This is a genomic window from Sphingobacterium nematocida (genome assembly GCF_900168125.1).
In the GTDB taxonomy this organism is placed as follows: Bacteria; Bacteroidota; Bacteroidia; order Sphingobacteriales; family Sphingobacteriaceae; genus Sphingobacterium; species Sphingobacterium nematocida.
Window position 1 is genome coordinate 43,686 of sequence record NZ_FUZF01000018.1, and the last position, 17,310, is coordinate 60,995.

Below are 17,310 nucleotides of genomic sequence, written 5' to 3' on the forward strand. Positions count from 1 at the left end.
GGTTGCTAAAATCATTACAACAGAAACAAGCATTAACCTACGTTCACTTTAAAATCCTGAAAAACCAAAGAAGCATTCACCACCTGCCCTTCCTTGGTCCGTAACCCCTTCAACTCAGAGGTTTTTCCTTTTTCCAACAGATTTTTCATTTCTTTTTCTTCCAAAAAAACACCGTTCAATGTCCTCCATATCTTAAAGTCACAGCCACGCGCATAATGATCACATTGCGCGACCTTCTCATAAAGTTGAATGCTTCCTGGCTGACATTTCGGACACTTTATCTTTCCCTTTTGTTGAGGCTTGATTTCCTCTTGAGCAATAGATATCCGAAGCTGTAACAACTCTTTCGTAATTTTGGCAGTATAGTCCTTGATATGCTTCATAAACACATCATAAGACACTTTATTGGCGCGCATTTCCTCCAACTTTTGCTCCCATTTGCCGGTCAATGTCACTTTGGCTATCGACCTATCCTTTACAAGATTATAAACAGCTAGCCCTTTATCTGTCGGGATAAGCTTCTTTTTATCCCGCTTAATGTAATCTCTTTGAAACAAAGTTTCAATAGTCGCTGCACGAGTCGCAGGCGTACCGAGACCACAATCCTTCATAGCTTGCCGCATTTCCTCATCTTCAATTTCCTTCCCCGACGTTTCCATGGCCTTAAGCAATGAGGCTTCGGTATGGATTGGTTTTGCTTTAGTAAAACGCTCGGACAATTCTAGAGACAGTATTTCCAATAGCTCCTCGGCTATTAATTTCGGGAGTTGTGCATTTTCATTATCTTGATCGTCCGAGTTCTTCTCATCTTCATTTACTTCAATTTGATCAGCAGACAACCGCCATCCATACTGTCTGATTACCGTTCCCTTAGCAATCAATTCTACACCATTAGCATCGATAGTCACTGTTGTAATATCTTTCAGACAGACTTCAGAAAAACTCTCGACCATGCGCTTAGCTATCATATTATAAATATTCTGCTGTTCCTTAAGCATAGGCCCTGGTTTTTCATCGGTCACTAATAGCGCATGGTGATCCGTAACTTTTTTATCATCCACAGAACGTTTATTGAGCTTAGCTCCTATTAAATTCCCGGATATAGCCGCGATTCCCTCTTCAGCAGTATTTGCCAAGTGCTGAAATAGCGACTCGATCTGTTCGAACACATCCTCCCCAATATATCTAGAACCTGTCCGAGGATAGGTAATTACTTTCTTCTCATATAATGTCTGCGCAATACCAAGTGTCTGATCAGCAGAGTAACCATACTTTTTATTTGCATCTTGCTGCAATGAAGTCAGATCAAAGAGTAACGGAGGCTGCTCCTTTGTTTCTTTTGCTTCAACTTTAACGATCTTGGCTTCCGTTCCGACATTGATTTTTGATATAGCTTCTTCTGCAGTATCTTTTTTCTCAATTTTATCTGAGGTCGCTTTAAAAGAAATATTATCTTTTTCAAATCCAGCTTGGATCTTGTAAAAAGCTTGAGGCTTAAAATCTTTGTTCTCCAGATAACGAGAACAGATCATCGCTAATGTAGGAGTTTGAACCCTCCCCAAAGAAAGTAATCCCTTATTTCCGGCTGCTAACGTAATAGCTTGAGTTGCATTGATTCCAATCAGCCAATCTGATTCTGATCGGGATCGTGCCGATTCATAAAGACTATCATACTCTTGCCCTCCTTTTAGATTAGCAAATCCTTCTTTGATCGCTTTATCCGTCTGTGAAGAGATCCATAATCGCCGAAAAGGAACTTTTGAACCTAGGAAATAATAGATATTCCGAAAGATCAACTCCCCTTCACGCCCGGCATCCGTCGCTACGATAATTTCTTCTGCTTGATCTAGTAAGCCTTTTATGATTTGAATTTGCTTCAGAGCCCCTCCATCATCTATCTGTTTCCCGTCTTTACGCACCTTCTTAACTTCGAGTTCAAATTTATTGGGAATGATAGGCAAATTCGAAACAGACCAGTTGTGATAACCATAAGCTTGTGGTGTACATAACTGTACTAAATGTCCAAATGCATACGTAAAAGCATAACCATTTCCTGCTATGTACCCATCCTTAACTTCCTTTGCCCCCATCACTCGAGCCAAATCTCTCGCGACAGAGGGTTTCTCTGCTATTACTACCTTCATTTTTTTATCACCTCTCTAACTTTCATAACCTCCGTCACCTAATCCAAAGATGCTATTGAGATTCCTTTTATTTTACGATACAGATCTACTGCATACACATCGGTCATCCCCGAAACAAAATCCAATACAGCTCGTATTTTAGAATAGGCATCTTCCTTATCCGTATGAAACTGGGCAGGAATCATCGCTACAATTTTTCGGTCATACATAGTTTTGTTCGTTTTCAGATAAGAGGGAACAAATTCTTCGAGCAACGCATTCATCACCTTGTATCCTGCTATTTCGATCTGCACTACCGTAGAGGCATTGTAAATCTCCGCAACAGAGACCTTCTCAATCCGCTTCATCTGACTTACGATCTCGGGCGACAGCGCGTCAATCAGTGAACTTTCAAAAGTTCCTGATAAAAATTTATCTTGATTATTTGTAAACACCTCCGCGCAACCATTTATCAATATGTTGATAGCTTTGGCACGTAGCAACTCAACCCGACTCCCGGTATCTTTTAATCCATCAAGCCTACTCCTCAACTCCTCTCCTCCACAAAGAGGCAATAAAAGTTCTTCAACCTCTTTGTAAGACAATATCTTGAGATGATGCGCATCTTCAAGATCAATAATATTATAGCAGATGTCATCTGCGGCCTCAACAAGATATACTAAAGGGTGTCGTAAATAGCCATTGGGATTAGTCGGATCCTTTTCCAGCCCCAACTCTGCAGCTATTTTATCAAAAACAAACTTTTCTCCTTCAAAAAAACCATACTTTTTACGATGATGATTACCTTTTATATGACCATCAATTGCCGAACACGGATATTTGACAATAGAGGCTAATGTTGAATAAGTAAGCGCATAACCTTTTTCGTCCTTACCGTTGAAAGCATGGGTAAGGATCCTTAATGCGTTAGCATTTCCTTCAAAATGAGTTAAGTCTGCCCACTGTTTCGCCGAAACATGTTCTTGATATTTTTGTCCGGCGCCCTGCGTAAAGAAAGACGAAATAGCTGCTTCTCCCGAATGACCAAAGGCTGGATTTCCCAAGTCATGTGAGAGACAAGCAGATGAGATAATATTACCGACCTCTTGTAGATACGGCACCTCCGTATCAATATCCGGATTCTGCTTTTTCATCAGATTATAGAACAACCTACCTAAAGACCGTCCAACAGAGGCCACTTCCAAACTATGGGTCAATCTATTGTGAACAAAAACAGCACCTGGCAAGGGAAAAACTTGAGTTTTATTCTGTAGCCGACGGAACGGAGAAGAGAATATCAACCGATCGTAATCACGCTGAAATTCAGATCTTGCATCAAATTGTTCATTCGGGATACGATCTTCGTACCCCCATCTTTTAGCAGACAAAAGTTGTTTCCAGTTCATCAATATTATGGATTTTCTAGGGCAAACTTATGTAAAATGCTTTGCATTCGCGAATACCTAAAGGAAAAATAAGCTTGAGTTTATTCGCTTATTAGGTCTCCATTAATGGGTCGATTCTTGGACAATGACAAGCATTAAACTTTCGGACTAACTAAATAATTGCTATTTTTATACAAATAATTCAAGTCATGACAATCTACAAACTTCCTGATACAAAAGCTTTCGAAAGCTGCTTAAATAATAAAAACACGCATCTGTTAACTTTCGTGAACCGTGCAGGGATGCAAATTGCTGTAAGTGATTACGGAGCCCGTTTAGTAAGCGCTTTAGTACCTGACAAACATGGCAATCTAGTAGATGTAGTCTTGGGTTTTGATACCATAACGGGATACACCGATGCAGGCGAACAGTATCATGGAGCCACAATCGGGAGATATGCAAACCGAATTGCTCATGGCTCTTTCAAGATAAATGATACCCCTTTTACATTAGCACAAAATAATGGGGAGAATTCCCTACATGGTGGACCAAATGGATTTCACACCAAGGTATGGGATAGACAGGTAAGTTTGCAAAAACAAGTCGATTTTTGCTACATTTCCCCCGATGGAGAGGAAGGTTTTCCAGGCACTGTAAATGTCAATGTAAGTTATGAATTGACCAATGAAAACGAGATCAAAATTCGCTTTCGAGCCACGACAGATAAAAAAACGGTCATCAATCTAACAAATCATGCCTATTTCAACCTGAATGGGGAGGGCAATGGTGACATACTTAATCACATCCTACAGATCCCTGCTACCACATACATTCCTATCAACAGCAAGCAAATACCTACCGGAGAACTGCTTCCAGTAGAAAATACAGCTTTTGATTTTAGAACACCTAAAAAGATAGTTGAGAGCATCAATAGTCCCGAAGAACAAATACAATATGCGCAAGGTTATGATCATGGATTTATAAATCAATCAACGATCAGTACACCTGCTGCAACGGCTTATTCGCAGGAGAGTGGAATATTATTGGAGGTCTACACAACCCAACCTAGCATACACCTCTATACAGGAAATTTTCTATCCAATGATTTAGGAAAGTCCGGTCATCGCTATTTACGACATGGTGGATTCTGTTTTGAGGCACAACATTACCCAGATAGCCCTAATCAAAAGAACTTCCCTAATGTCATCTTAGCACCTGGCGAAGAGCTAGATCAGACCATCATTTATAAATTTAGTCTTAAGAAATAGCTGTAATAAATTACTTACAAAGCATAAACCAGTACATTTCAGTTTATATTTGAAAAAAAATTATAGACTGATGAATAAGAAAATCTTATCAATTGCACTTTTGAGTGCAGGTATGGCATTTTCTTCTGCTCACGCTCAAATGGCTAAACAGAAAGATGTCAAAATGGATGATTTATTAAAACACCTGAACGGATTATTCCAAAAAGGAGATGAAGCATCTAAAGCAGAGTTAGGAAAAGAAGCTTTGGCTATGTCACAAAGCAAAAATGAAAGCTTCGTGTCCATGGCGGCTAGAGTATATGAAAGCCTAGAACAAGAGGACAAAGCAGAAGCGATCAATAAGAGCATTCTAAAGAAATTCCCAAAAGGAATTAAAGCTCGCTCTGAAGCATATGAAAAAGTATTTGGTGATGAAAATGCGGCTGCCGCAACTGTAGAAAAAGGGTACACCGCTTGGTTAAAACAATTTCCTGCAACTTCATTCGAAGAAAAGGACAGAGGGATTTATGACCAAGCAGCTTCTGCTTTAGCATCTTTATATTTCAAAGAAAATAATGCAGCAAAAGCAAACAGCTACGTCAACCAGCTTAAATCCAGTGCAAATTTTGCGTCTTACGCAAGCAGAATTACGGCAGGATTAATCAAAAGTAACAACTACGATGCCGCTCTTCCTATCTTAGAAGAAGCTTATGCAAGTGCTTTAGAGGCGTCAAAATCAACTGACCCTAAGGTTAAAAACGGCGGAGCAGCTAGAGCTTATGGATCATTAGCGCCGTCCTATGCACAAGCTTTACTTGAAAAAGGTAATGCCGAAAAAGCGATTGGCGTAATGGAAGATTTCATGAAATCTTCTCCATATGCAGCAGGTTCTCCTGCCAACGTCATTACATTAGCAAAAGCTTATGCAAAACAAGGGAAAGAATTAGATGCTTTTCTTTCGTTAGAGAACTTTGTTGTAAAAAATGGTAAGAATGCAGATGTTGTAAAAGAGATGCAACCGCTTTACAACAAGTTAAATAACAATAAGGCCGATTTCAACACTTATTTTGCGGCTGTTGAATCAAAAGCAAAAGACGCCATGGTCTCTAAGTACAAATCAGAAATGATAAAAAAAGAGGCTCCTCAATTCTCTTTAGTGAATAGAGACGGGAAAACAGTATCTCTGGCCGATTACAAAGGAAAAGTTGTTGTATTAGACTTTTGGGCAACTTGGTGTGGTCCTTGTGTAATGTCATTCCCAGGAATGCAGGCTGCTGTAAACAAGTACAAAACTGATAAAGATGTAGAGTTTCTTTTTATAGACACTTGGCAACGTGAAGAAAACTATAAGGATTTGGTAAACGAGTTTATGACGAAGAATAATTACACATTCCATGTATTGTTTGACGAAATGAAAGATCGTACCAAAGCAACTACTACAGCATACGGGGTTTCTGGAATTCCGCACAAAGTAGTAATTGATAAAGAAGGGTTTATTCGTTTTGAATCATCTGGTGGTTCCGCAGATGTTGATAAAGTAGTCAACGAGATGGAGACTAAAATAGAACTTGCAAGAAAAGGTTAATAAAAAAAGAGGGCTTTTATTAAGCCCTCTTTTTTTATCCGTCTTAGGGGTCGATACGTAAAAACTTTCCTTCTTTGTCAAAAACCAAATCTAATCCATTGGTCAATTCGACATCAAAACCGTGTTTTTCTTTATCTATACTATTGACACCTGTATTCTCATAATTATCCTTAACATAATTTACTATTGGAGTTAAGATAAATGAAGTCGGTATTGCAGCGGTATTTTCTCGTGCTTCTACCTCTGTCCAATCTCCATTTTTATCAAACTTCACCTCTACCCCATTATTTAATAACACTTGATATTCAGTACCCGACAACGCCTCTTTTTCCCGAGTTACCGAAAGTACCTTAACGTCCTTGAAGTGATCATTTAAAAATGTATTAGCTACGGCAGGAAGATTATTTACATCAATAAGTTCTTCTTTTTCACACGATACAGCAATAAAAGCAACCGCCAACAATAAACTCAGTTTTAATATTATTTTTTTCATATGTTTAAATTATTTTGTGAGCTCGTAAGCTCCGTTTGTCTATTTTTTATTTACCTAAGACATTAGTCGTCTATACGAACAAATTGTCCTTTCTTATTAAACTCCAAATCGATTCCGTTTGTTAATTCTACGCTGTATTTCCTGCTCGAGCGTGAAATTTGGACGATCTCGTTATTTGGAAAGCTCTTTTTTACGTATTCAAGAATAGAAGCAGGAACAATTTTCACAGGAACAGCTTTAAGCTCTGCGTCTACCTCAGTCCACTCACCTTTGGCGTCAAACTCCAATTTCACACCATCTCTAAGCTTTACATCATAACTTTTTCCTGATAATAACTCACTCTCTTCTTTTACAAGCACCACTTGGTCAGCGGCATAATAAGTAGTAACAAAGTTTTGCGCTTTTTTAGGCAACTGCACAAACGTAATTACTTTGTCTTGCGCATTTGCAACAACCGCAACCACTAATAGTGCTACAGTCATTAAGGATTTAATCATTGTTGTCATCTTTTTAACTTATTTTGATTTAATAATTCAAAGTTCGCACCCAACTTAGGAAACAATTAGGAATGGAAATGTTTTTTAAAAAAAATTATAAAATCTTTTGAAGTATAAAAAGATGTCTGCCCGATTCGTAGGAATAAAGAAGCTTAAGTTGATGTTGCTTTTCCAGAATAGACCTTACGATGGATAAGCCAAGCCCATTAGAATTATTATCTTGACTTCCTTTATAAAATCTTTCGAAAATATAATCAGGATTGAGAGCTCCTGAATTACTATCATTAGCGATAGAAATTTTATCAGCACTAATATCAACGATCACCTCACCATCCTTAATATTGTACTTAAGCGCATTCCTTAACAAATTAGAAAGCAAAATATGAGCGAGGTTCGTATTAAAATCTAACATGAACTCCTTTTGTTCATTTATAGAAATAAGCACTCCTTTATGAGAGGCAATAGCACTAAGTTCCTCCACTATCGACCTTATCACTCGCCCAAAGTCTACAAGCTCTATGGAAGAATATTGATTATTATCAATACGTGACAACATTAAAAGAGATCGATTTAAACCCACCATTCTATGCAATGCAGCTTTAGCATCAGCTATTTTAACCAGCTGTTCTTCAGCGAGGTTTGGATCGTCCATTAAGAGCTCCAATTTATTGATCGTTACGGCCAATGGTGTCTGCAACTCGTGTGAAGCATTTTCCAAAAAGCGCTTTTGACTTTCAAATACAGCCTCATTACGATCAATCATGTGTTTGACCTCCTGATTTAATTCCTCAAACTCCTTAACATTTGTCCGAATTACATTAAAACTAGCTGTATCACCAAATCTATACCGACTCAGATTATCCAAAGTCAACCTAAACGGCTTCCAAGCCCTACTTAATACAAAATGGTTTATAATTAATATACTGAGTATTATAACAACATATAATACCCCTAAAGAAATTGCCAGGTTAATTAGGTAATCATCCTCTTCTACGGTAGAGGTGCGAATTTCTAAAGAGTAGGGCTTCCCTTCTTTGCTATAGAATCCAGTTCGTAAGACACGATAAGGCTCATCTTCCTCGTCGTAAGGCATGTAGATAAACTCTTTTGAAAAATGGTTTTTATCCAGATCTTCCTCGCTTTTTTCTACAGGTAGAATACGAAACTGATTAATCCCAAATTCCTTGGTATTATCCAAAATTGCTGGGTTATCATAAGCTTCCCTTATGATCTCAATTTTCTGATTTTTCAACCCATCATCGACATTATCATACACCTCGTCCATCAGGATAGCATAAAACAGTAATGCCCAAACCGCCATAACAATAAGTATGGTGACAATAATAAATCGATTGGTATAATATTTTAGAGAAACAGTCATTACACTAGTTTATAACCTACTCCATATACAGCTTGAATATCTAGATTTGCACCAGCATCCTTCAGTTTTTTACGCAAGTTCTTTATTTGAGAATAAATAAAATCGAGATTATCAGCTTGATCAGCATGATCCCCCCACACAGTTTCCGCCAGTGTCGTTTTTTCTAAAAGTTTATTCGGTCTCAACAGAAAATAATACAGCACATCAAACTCTTTTCTATTCAATTGCAGCTCTTGGTCTTCAACGAAAGCGGTCCTATTATCCACATCCAGGGATACATTATGATACCTAATCACCGAATCACCATGCTGGCTATTTCGTCTCACAATACTCTTAATTCTAGCTAAGAGCTCCGCAAAATGAAAAGGTTTTGCCAAATAATCATCTGCACCAATTTCAAGCCCCATCACTTTATCATCCACCGAATCTTTAGCCGAAAGAATGAGTACCGAATGGGGTTTATTTTCACGTTTCAATAGTTTAAGCAAATCTAATCCATTGCCCCCAGGCAGCATAATATCCAGCAATACGATATCATAGGAATGATTAAGAACCTTGTCCAAACCTGCTTCGTAAGTGTTAGCACTCTCCACAAGAAAATGTTCCCTTTCCAAAAAATCCTGAATGCTTCGTTGCAATTCTATCTCATCTTCGATAATAAGTACTTTCATCGGCATGAATATTAAAATAAAAAAACTTTATAGTCCCAATAAACAATAATGAATCCATATTTTGGAAACATTTGGGAATTAACAGTACAGGATTACAATTTATTGACTTTCGCCCATAAAAATTACAATTTAGTAAACTTTTAGCTTATTTTTACGTTATAATAAGGCATTGAAATTAATATATAATCGTCGGTTTGAATAAATTCACTCGCGTTTTATTACGCACTTTTCTATGGATTTTTGGTTCAGTAATAGCTTTAGTCCTCTTACTCATCTTTCTAATTCGCCTTCCGTCAGTTCAAAACTACATAGCGGGTAAAGTGGCAAATTATCTCGAGACCAAGATCGGCACCCCGGTAAACATTGGTTATGTCAATATTACTTTCCCCAAAAAGCTAGTCTTGGAAAACATCTATTTTGAAGACCAAAGCAAAGATACTTTAATCGCTGGCGAAAAATTAATGGTGGATATCAATATGCTAAAGCTATTGAAAAACACTATTGAGATCCAAGAATTGGATCTAGAAGGTATAACTGCTAAGATAAATCGATCTGCTCCAGATGGTCAATTTAACTTTGACTATATACTAAAGGCTTTTACCTCTGAAAAAGAGAGTACGGTAACCGCTCCCGATACCTCGTCTGCCCTTATCTTCAACATTGACAAAGTCAACTTTGATCGGATCCGCTTTGCCTATGCCGACGATATGATAGGCACTTCGGCAGATATTTGGCTTAAGCATTTTGACACCCGAATCAAGACCTTTGATCTAAAGAGCAACATGACCTTCGACATGCCAAAAATAAACATAGAAGGGCTTACAGCATATATTAAACAATGGTCACCAACAACAGAAAACACTGCTCTAAAAGCAGAAGATTTTGGAATCACAGACTCTTCCACTAATGCTACGGCATTGCTTCCAAATATTGGAACAGAATTTATCCAATTGAAAGACATCTTTGTTCGCTACCAAGACGCTTCATCAGCAATGGATAGCAAGTTTGATATCAAAAATCTATCTGCCAATGTAGATGCCATAGACCTCAACAATGAAGTTGTGAAACTTCGTGAAGTTATTCTCAATCAATCCGATTCGTATGTCACGTTTGGAAAAACCATTAAAAAGGAAAATCCAAATTCTGACAGTAGCTCTGTCAACTGGGTAGTATCGACTGAAAAACTAGCTATAGATAAAACAAATTTTGCTTTTAGAGATGACAATCAAGCCCGAATGAAAGGCTTCGATTATTTTAACATCAAAATAACAGACCTTGCCGGTGCACTCGATCAATTGCATTATTCCGCAGATTCTATTAGCGGCTCATTACAAAACTTAACAGCCAAGGACCATTCTGGCTTCTATTTAAAACGATTAAAAGCCGATTTTGTTTACACCAATACAGGCGCCACCATACAAAATTTATTGGCAGAAACCCCTAATACCATTATCCGCGATTACTTCAAAATATCGTACCCTTCCTTAGATGCTGCTGCGAAGAACCCTGCTTTATTATCGATAGATGCCAAAGTAAAAAAGACGCAGATTGATATGTCGGACATCCGTTTCTTTGTTCCCGATCTCGAACAAATGGATGTCATGCAACCTCTAATGACTAAAAAATTCTATCTGGAGGGTCGCATCACTGGAAAATTAAATGATCTACATATCCCCTCTTTAGACTTTCGAACATTAGATAACACGAACATCTCAGCCAGTGCAGATATAAAGGGGCTCCCCGATATGGACAAGTTGTTCATAAATCTTAACCTGAAAAAACTAACCACGAGCAAGAAAGATCTCGATAGACTAATTGCTAAATCTATATTGCCTAAAGACATGGCGGTTCAATTCCCAAATTCTATTTCGCTATCGGGCACCTTTAAGGGCGGCATGAGGGGATTTGATGCAAATATGAGTCTCTTGACAGAAAAGGGCAATGCGACCGTCAATGGCTATCTCAATATGGCCGGAAAAGATACAACTTACGATGCTACACTTTCCATAGCAGACTTCAATCTAGGGCATTTGCTCAACCAAGACTCTACATTAGGAATAATATCGGTAGATGCACAGGTAAAGGGCAAAGGTTTAGATCCAAAGTCAATGAATGCAGCTATTAATGGCACCATAAATCGAGTAGATGCCCTCGGTTACCAATACCGAAATATCCGTCTCGATCTAAATGCTAAAAATGGAGACATCGCTGGAAATATAAACTCTAGCGACCCAAATATTAAATTCAATTTGGATATGGCTGCCAATATGCAAGGACAATATCCACAAGTAAAAGCCGAACTAATGATTGACTCTGTCAATCTAAAAAATCTCAAACTCATGGACGACAATTTCCGTTACCATGGAAAGGTAAATCTAGATTTAAAAACGGCCGATCTCAATCATCTCAATGGTAACCTGATTGTCTCACAATCATCAATCGCGTACAACGATGCTCGATATGCCTTAGATACCATATCCATCACAGCCGCTGCGGATACCAACCGTAACACGCTCATTCTAAAATCAGAATTTCTTCGGGCCCATTTAGTCGGAAAATACAAATTAACAGAGCTCTCATCTTCTTTACAGGATGTTGCCCGGATTTACTATAACCCTAAAAATGAGCCTGCGCAACAATTAAAATACGAAAATCAGAACTTCGAATTTTCAGCCACATTAAACAACTCTAGATTCCTACGAGATTTCTTCCCGGGACTTGAAAAAATGGACGATATCTCACTGGATGGGAATTTTAATAGTCAAGAGAAAAGCATAATGGCCAAACTAATCGCCCCGACATTAATATACGATGGTATTGAAGTTCGAGATGTTGGTTTAGATATTATCACCGTAGATAGTACAATGTACTACTCTACGCTTATTAATAAGATTAAGGTCGATAACATTGAGCTGAATAACACCGTGCTCAGTGGAAAAATAATTGAAAACAATTTGGATTTTGGACTTTGGATCAAGGACAAGGCACAAAAAGACCGTTATCATTTAGGTGCAAAAATGAGTGTAGATGAGAGCAACTATATGCTCAGTCTCTTTGAAGACGGTCTCATGTTGAATTATGATAAGTGGAATATATCTCCCGCAAATCAGATTAGTTTTGGCAAAGATGGTATTCGCGCACAAGATTTCAAATTAAGTTATAAAGGTCAAGAGTTTATGATTCAATCTCAAGACAGCACTTTAAATTCACCTATCAACCTGACTTTTAACAACTTTAGAATAGAAACACTATCTAATATGCTGGAATCTGAAACGTTGAATTTCGGAGGAGGCATAAATGGTGCGGCGACGATATCTCGTTTAGAAAGCAACCCTGTATTTGTCTCGGATTTGGAAATCCAAAAATTCTATTTTGGACAAGACACTGTTGGAAATATTTTAGTCAAAGTGGATAACATGCGAGAAAACACCTACTCGGCAGATGTTAAAGTAACCGAAAATGGGAACAATGTACAACTGTTGGGAGAATATATATCTCCACCGTCAGGCGAAGCCAGTTTCAATGCTACGTTAGAGCTAAAACCACTTAAAATCAAAACCATCGAAGCCTTCAGTATGGGATACTTAAAAAATAGCGAGGGCGATCTAAATGGTCTTTTACGTATTGGTGGAAGTTTGGACGCACCAAAGATTTTGGGTGATCTGACTTTTAATAAAGCTCGAATGAACATATCCATGTTAAATGCCGATTTAATGATGGATAATCAAAAAATTATCTTCAATGATCAGGGAATTGCTTTCCGTCAGTTTGCACTTAATGACATGAAAGGTAACCAGGCTAAATTAAACGGCACTATTTTAACCAAAAACTATTCAGACTTTGCTTTCAACCTCAATTTGACGACAAAGAATTTTGCAGCAGTAAATTCGACTAGAGAAGACAATGATTTGTTTTACGGAAAATTAAACATTACCTCTAATATTAGAATCACTGGAGATATAAACAAACCCGTTATTGATGGCGATGTACGGGCGAATGAAAACACCGACTTTGTCTTTATTGTCCCAAATGAAAATCCAGGGATTGCAGACCGTGAAGGGGTTGTCAAGTTTGTTGATAAAAGTGATACTACACGAGCAAATATTTTTGCCAAACTCGATTCCATGACTACTGCTACCAAGTTTTCAGGAATGGATCTTGCACTAAATCTAAGTACAGATCGCGAAGCAAAATTTAAAATAATCATTGACGAGGGTTCACAAGATGCATTGAATATCCAAGGTATCGCAGAACTCAATACAGCGATTGATGCCAGTGAAAAAATAACAATGTCCGGAACATTTACCGTTGAAAAAGGGAATTACTCGTTCAACTTTGGTCCAATCAAAAAAGAATTCGACTTTGAGAAAGGGAGCACGATCACTTGGAATGGAGATCCATTAGATGCCCGCATGGATATCACCGCCATTTATAAAGGTCGATTCCCGACCCTAGAATTAGTCAGCAATCAAATTGGTACTGAAAGCCAGAATTTATATAAACAACGAGTACCTTTCAATGTGAAATTAATTCTTTCAGGTGAACTCTTCAAACCGGATATCCGATTTGACATCGACTTAGACGAAAACAATGCTATTGTATCACAGGATGTGGTTTCTAAAGTTAATATTGGTCTTGCTGCTCTTCGTGATGACCCAGCCGAACTGAACAAGCAGGTTTTCTCACTGATTATCATGGGCCGTTTTATGTCGTCCAATCCTTTTGAAAGTCTTTCAGGTGGCGGAGGTGTCGAAGGTATGGCTCGTAGCTCTGTAAGTTCCTTTCTTTCCGGCCAGTTAAACAGCCTAGCATCAGACTTAATCAAGGGCGTCGAACTAGATTTCAATCTACAATCTGAGCAAGATTATCTAACAGGTTCGGGGCAAAACCGTACAGATCTGAACGTGGGTATTTCCAAAATGCTATTTGATGATCGGTTAAAGATCACGGTAGGTTCTAACTTTGAGGTAGAAGGCAATACCCGTCCAGGTGAAAAACCTAACAATATCGCTGGAGATATCTCAATTGATTACCAATTATCAAAAGATGGGCGCTATTTTGCACGGGTATACCGTAAAAATCAATATCAAGCGACTCTTCAAGGCCAATTTGTAGAGACCGGTATAGGTTTTATCATCAATATGAGCTACAACAGATTTAAAGAACTGTTCATGAGTTCAAAAGCACTCGAACAATACTATAATAGTGATAATAGTAACTTTAGAAAGAGATTCAATGTCGAACGCATGGAGACCGATTCTGTATATCGCGATAGTGTACGGACCGTTGTAAGGGACAGTCTAATGATACACAGCCCTGAGTTTCGTAAACGAATGCAAGAACGAGAAAAAGAAGAACGCCTACAAAAAGGTCAAGATTCAACTCAAAATAAAAAAGACAGTACCAATAAGGGAGTAAAAACTGAAAAAGCAATTTCAGCTATCCGAAATGAGGAAGAAGAAAGGAAACAAGATGAACAATAGAATCGTTCCCATTATTGCATTACTCGCATTTATCGCGCTCGTATTTTCATGCAATTCGACGAAATATATCGCCGAAGGTGAACACTTATATACAGGAGGAGAAGTCGTTTTAAAGATGGATAGCGTATCGAGTCCTGAGCGAAAGATTGCTTTTGAAGAACATCTCACGTCGCTACTCATGCCCAAACCAAACAAAAAAGCATTAGGAGTCCCTTGGAAGCTTTTGTTCTGGAATATGGGAGGCGGTTATGATACCTCCAAAAACTTAGTGCGTAACTGGCTAAAAAAACAAGGCGAAGCACCCGTTCTGCTAGGGACTGTAAATAGAGAATACAACGAAAACCTATTACGAAACCGAATGGAAAATCTGGGCTTTTTCAACGCTACAGTAAGCTCCGATACCGTTGTAAAAGGTAAGTATGCAAGCGTACTTTATACCGGTGTGCCTCGAAAGATTTATCGGATTAATTCGTTATCATACAGTATGGATTCTCTATCTCATATTGGTCGTGATATTTTTGAAGTAAAGGACAGATCTTTATTGACCGTAGGCTCCAATTATAACCTAGATGCAATTATCAGCGAACGCGAAAGAATTGATAATGAACTAAAAAATAAAGGGTATTATTATTTCAACCCCGATAATATTTTAGTAGAAGTCGATAGCACCATTGGTAGTCATAAGGTAGACATGTTTGTAACCATAAAGCCAGAGACCACCGCGCAAGCTAAGGAACCTCAACGTATTGGAAATATTTACGTTTACCCCAATTACACCTTGGGCTCTTCAGGCTACACAAGAAGGAATCCGCGTAATATGGAACTATATGACAATAACATCTATTTCATTGATCCGCAAAACACCTTCCGTAAAAAGGTATTAGCCAATCATATCTTCTTTGAGAAGGGTGAACTCTATAATCGTCACGATCATAATCAGACGATCAATCATTTGGTTAATCTCAATACCTTCAAATTCGTAAAAAACAATTTTGAGAACAATCCGGATTCGGTCAACACGCTGGATATTTACTATTATCTTACGCCTCTTCCAAAGAAATCATTACGCTTTGAGATTTTAGGGAAGACAGCCACAGTCTACAATGGTTCAGAGGCCAACGTAACTTGGACATTACGCAATGCTTTTAAGGGTGCTGAAACTGTCACACTTAACGTTTTCGGAGGCTACGAAACCCAAACGGGCGGAAAGGTCAACCTAAACTCTGCCTATTACAGATACGGAGCCGAAGTAGGAATTACATGGCCTCGTTTGTTATCACCCTACAAATGGGCCCCATCCAAACGTTACATACCTAAAACGTATTTGAAACTGGGTTACGAGTTCTTAAATAGAAGAACGGCGTATGTGCTCAACTCGTCTACGCTGAACTACGGATACATGTGGAAAGAAAACGACCAAAAACAACATGATCTTACCTTAGCTGAGATTATTTATGTACAGCCTCGAAATATATCTGCCGAGTACCAGGCGCAGATGGATACGGTTCCCACATTAAAGCGTATCGTTGACCCACAATTTTCTTTTGGTCCAAACTACAATTATACCTTTACGAATTCGATGGACCAAAACCTTAAACACACCTTTTACTTCAAAGGTGGGATAAATCTCTCGGGTAATGTATTAGGTTTAATTCAAGGTGCAAGTTATAAGAATGATGAAATACGCACCCTTTTTGGGACCGTATATAGCCAGTTCGTCCGTATTGAAGGCGATTTCAGACATTATATGAAATTAGGTAAAGACGCTCAATTAGCATCAAGACTTATGATAGGAACGAGTTATTCCTACGGTAACTCCTATGCATTACCTTATTTAAAACAATATTATACAGGAGGCCCAAACGGCTTAAGAGCATTTAGAGCAAGAGCGGTTGGACCTGGCTCATCCGCGCCCGAAAATATTGGAGCAAACAACTTCTTTGCCGATCAAACGGGCGATTATAAGCTTGAATTAAATACCGAGTATCGCTCTAAGCTTGCCGGTTTTGTTCATTGGGCAGCATTCGTAGATGCTGGGAATGTGTGGTTACAAAGAGCTGATAGCAACAAACCCGGAGGAAAATTATCAAAAGAATTCTTATCCGAACTCGCAGTCGGTGGTGGTGCTGGATTACGTTTTGACTTCGATTTTCTGATTATTCGTACAGATTTCGCAATGCCATTCCGTGTACCGTATCTACCTAAGGGTGATCGTTGGGTATTTAAAGATATTGATCTAAGAAGTTCCAAATGGCGAAAAGATAATTTGATTTTCAACTTAGCGATTGGGTATCCTTTCTAAATTGTTATCCTGCTATTGGCAGTTCAATTTATTTTTATCTGAAAGTGTTTGTTCTTTAAAGAACATCAAGAACGTTTTTCATGATGTTAGTGGGGTTGTCTAAATAGGTCGAAACTCTCGTCTTTGCGATAGGTAAGTGTTTT

At 38.3% G+C, this 17,310-nt stretch carries 10 protein-coding genes; 4 read left to right on the forward strand and 6 right to left on the reverse strand.

Annotation, left to right across the window (positions count from 1 at the left end; genetic code table 11):
* Positions 1 to 32: 32 nt before the first annotated feature.
* Both B5X76_RS17065 and B5X76_RS17070 read right to left on the reverse strand, forming a co-directional pair.
* Positions 33 to 2,144, reverse strand: coding sequence for a type IA DNA topoisomerase (locus B5X76_RS17065; RefSeq protein WP_079645003.1), 2,112 nt, complete (start codon positions 2,142 to 2,144; stop codon positions 33 to 35).
* A 38-nt stretch (positions 2,145 to 2,182) separates the two neighbouring features.
* On the reverse strand, positions 2,183 to 3,529 hold the full coding sequence (locus B5X76_RS17070) for a deoxyguanosinetriphosphate triphosphohydrolase (protein WP_079645005.1): 1,347 nt from the start codon (positions 3,527 to 3,529) through the stop codon (positions 2,183 to 2,185).
* Positions 3,530 to 3,717: 188 nt separating this feature from the next.
* On the opposite strand from B5X76_RS17070, the gene B5X76_RS17075 reads away from it, so the two are divergent.
* Together B5X76_RS17075 and B5X76_RS17080 are read left to right on the forward strand one after the other, a co-directional pair.
* Positions 3,718 to 4,776 carry an aldose epimerase family protein gene (locus B5X76_RS17075; protein WP_079645007.1) on the forward strand — a complete coding sequence of 353 codons (1,059 nt, stop codon included), beginning with the start codon at positions 3,718 to 3,720 and terminating at the stop codon, positions 4,774 to 4,776.
* A gap of 70 nt (positions 4,777 to 4,846) precedes the next feature.
* Positions 4,847 to 6,340 carry a TlpA disulfide reductase family protein gene (locus B5X76_RS17080; RefSeq protein WP_079645009.1) on the forward strand — a complete coding sequence of 498 codons (1,494 nt, stop codon included), beginning with the start codon at positions 4,847 to 4,849 and terminating at the stop codon, positions 6,338 to 6,340.
* Between the two features lie 43 nt (positions 6,341 to 6,383).
* On the opposite strand, the gene B5X76_RS17085 is transcribed toward B5X76_RS17080, so the two are convergent.
* The 4 genes from B5X76_RS17085 to B5X76_RS17100 all read right to left on the reverse strand — a co-directional run bounded on the left by B5X76_RS17085 (position 6,384) and on the right by B5X76_RS17100 (position 9,382).
* Positions 6,384 to 6,833 carry a PepSY-like domain-containing protein gene (locus B5X76_RS17085; protein ID WP_079645011.1) on the reverse strand — a complete coding sequence of 150 codons (450 nt, stop codon included), beginning with the start codon at positions 6,831 to 6,833 and terminating at the stop codon, positions 6,384 to 6,386.
* A 62-nt stretch (positions 6,834 to 6,895) separates the two neighbouring features.
* A complete protein-coding gene (locus B5X76_RS17090; protein WP_079645013.1) occupies positions 6,896 to 7,339 on the reverse strand; it encodes a PepSY-like domain-containing protein in 444 nt (147 codons plus the stop codon).
* An 85-nt stretch (positions 7,340 to 7,424) separates the two neighbouring features.
* Positions 7,425 to 8,711 carry a sensor histidine kinase gene (locus tag B5X76_RS17095; RefSeq protein WP_079645014.1) on the reverse strand — a complete coding sequence of 429 codons (1,287 nt, stop codon included), beginning with the start codon at positions 8,709 to 8,711 and terminating at the stop codon, positions 7,425 to 7,427.
* Positions 8,711 to 9,382, reverse strand: coding sequence for a response regulator transcription factor (locus tag B5X76_RS17100; protein ID WP_079645015.1), 672 nt, complete (start codon positions 9,380 to 9,382; stop codon positions 8,711 to 8,713). Before B5X76_RS17100 ends, B5X76_RS17095 begins: the two co-directional genes overlap by 1 nt.
* A gap of 320 nt (positions 9,383 to 9,702) precedes the next feature.
* Here B5X76_RS17100 and B5X76_RS17105 point away from each other — a divergent pair, with 320 nt between their 5' ends.
* Positions 9,703 to 14,865 (forward strand): translocation/assembly module TamB domain-containing protein, encoded by a 5,163-nt coding sequence (locus B5X76_RS17105; RefSeq protein WP_245801080.1) that lies wholly within the window; start codon positions 9,703 to 9,705, stop codon positions 14,863 to 14,865.
* Complete coding sequence (gene tamL / locus B5X76_RS17110) at positions 14,855 to 17,167, forward strand: translocation and assembly module lipoprotein TamL (RefSeq protein ID WP_245801081.1); 2,313 nt, start codon at positions 14,855 to 14,857, stop codon at positions 17,165 to 17,167. The genes B5X76_RS17105 and tamL overlap by 11 nt, the downstream gene beginning before the upstream one ends.
* Positions 17,168 to 17,310 lie beyond the last annotated feature (143 nt).

Coding starts and splice junctions, on each gene's coding strand:
- B5X76_RS17075 (WP_079645007.1), top strand. CDS start 3,718: ATGACAATCTACAAACTTCCTGATACAAAAGCTTTCGAAAGCTGCTTA.
- B5X76_RS17070 (WP_079645005.1), bottom strand. CDS start 3,529: ATGAACTGGAAACAACTTTTGTCTGCTAAAAGATGGGGGTACGAAGAT.
- B5X76_RS17080 (WP_079645009.1), top strand. CDS start 4,847: ATGAATAAGAAAATCTTATCAATTGCACTTTTGAGTGCAGGTATGGCA.
- B5X76_RS17065 (WP_079645003.1), bottom strand. CDS start 2,144: ATGAAGGTAGTAATAGCAGAGAAACCCTCTGTCGCGAGAGATTTGGCT.
- tamL (WP_245801081.1), top strand. CDS start 14,855: ATGAACAATAGAATCGTTCCCATTATTGCATTACTCGCATTTATCGCG.
- B5X76_RS17090 (WP_079645013.1), bottom strand. CDS start 7,339: ATGACAACAATGATTAAATCCTTAATGACTGTAGCACTATTAGTGGTT.
- B5X76_RS17100 (WP_079645015.1), bottom strand. CDS start 9,382: ATGAAAGTACTTATTATCGAAGATGAGATAGAATTGCAACGAAGCATT.
- B5X76_RS17085 (WP_079645011.1), bottom strand. CDS start 6,833: ATGAAAAAAATAATATTAAAACTGAGTTTATTGTTGGCGGTTGCTTTT.
- B5X76_RS17095 (WP_079645014.1), bottom strand. CDS start 8,711: ATGACTGTTTCTCTAAAATATTATACCAATCGATTTATTATTGTCACC.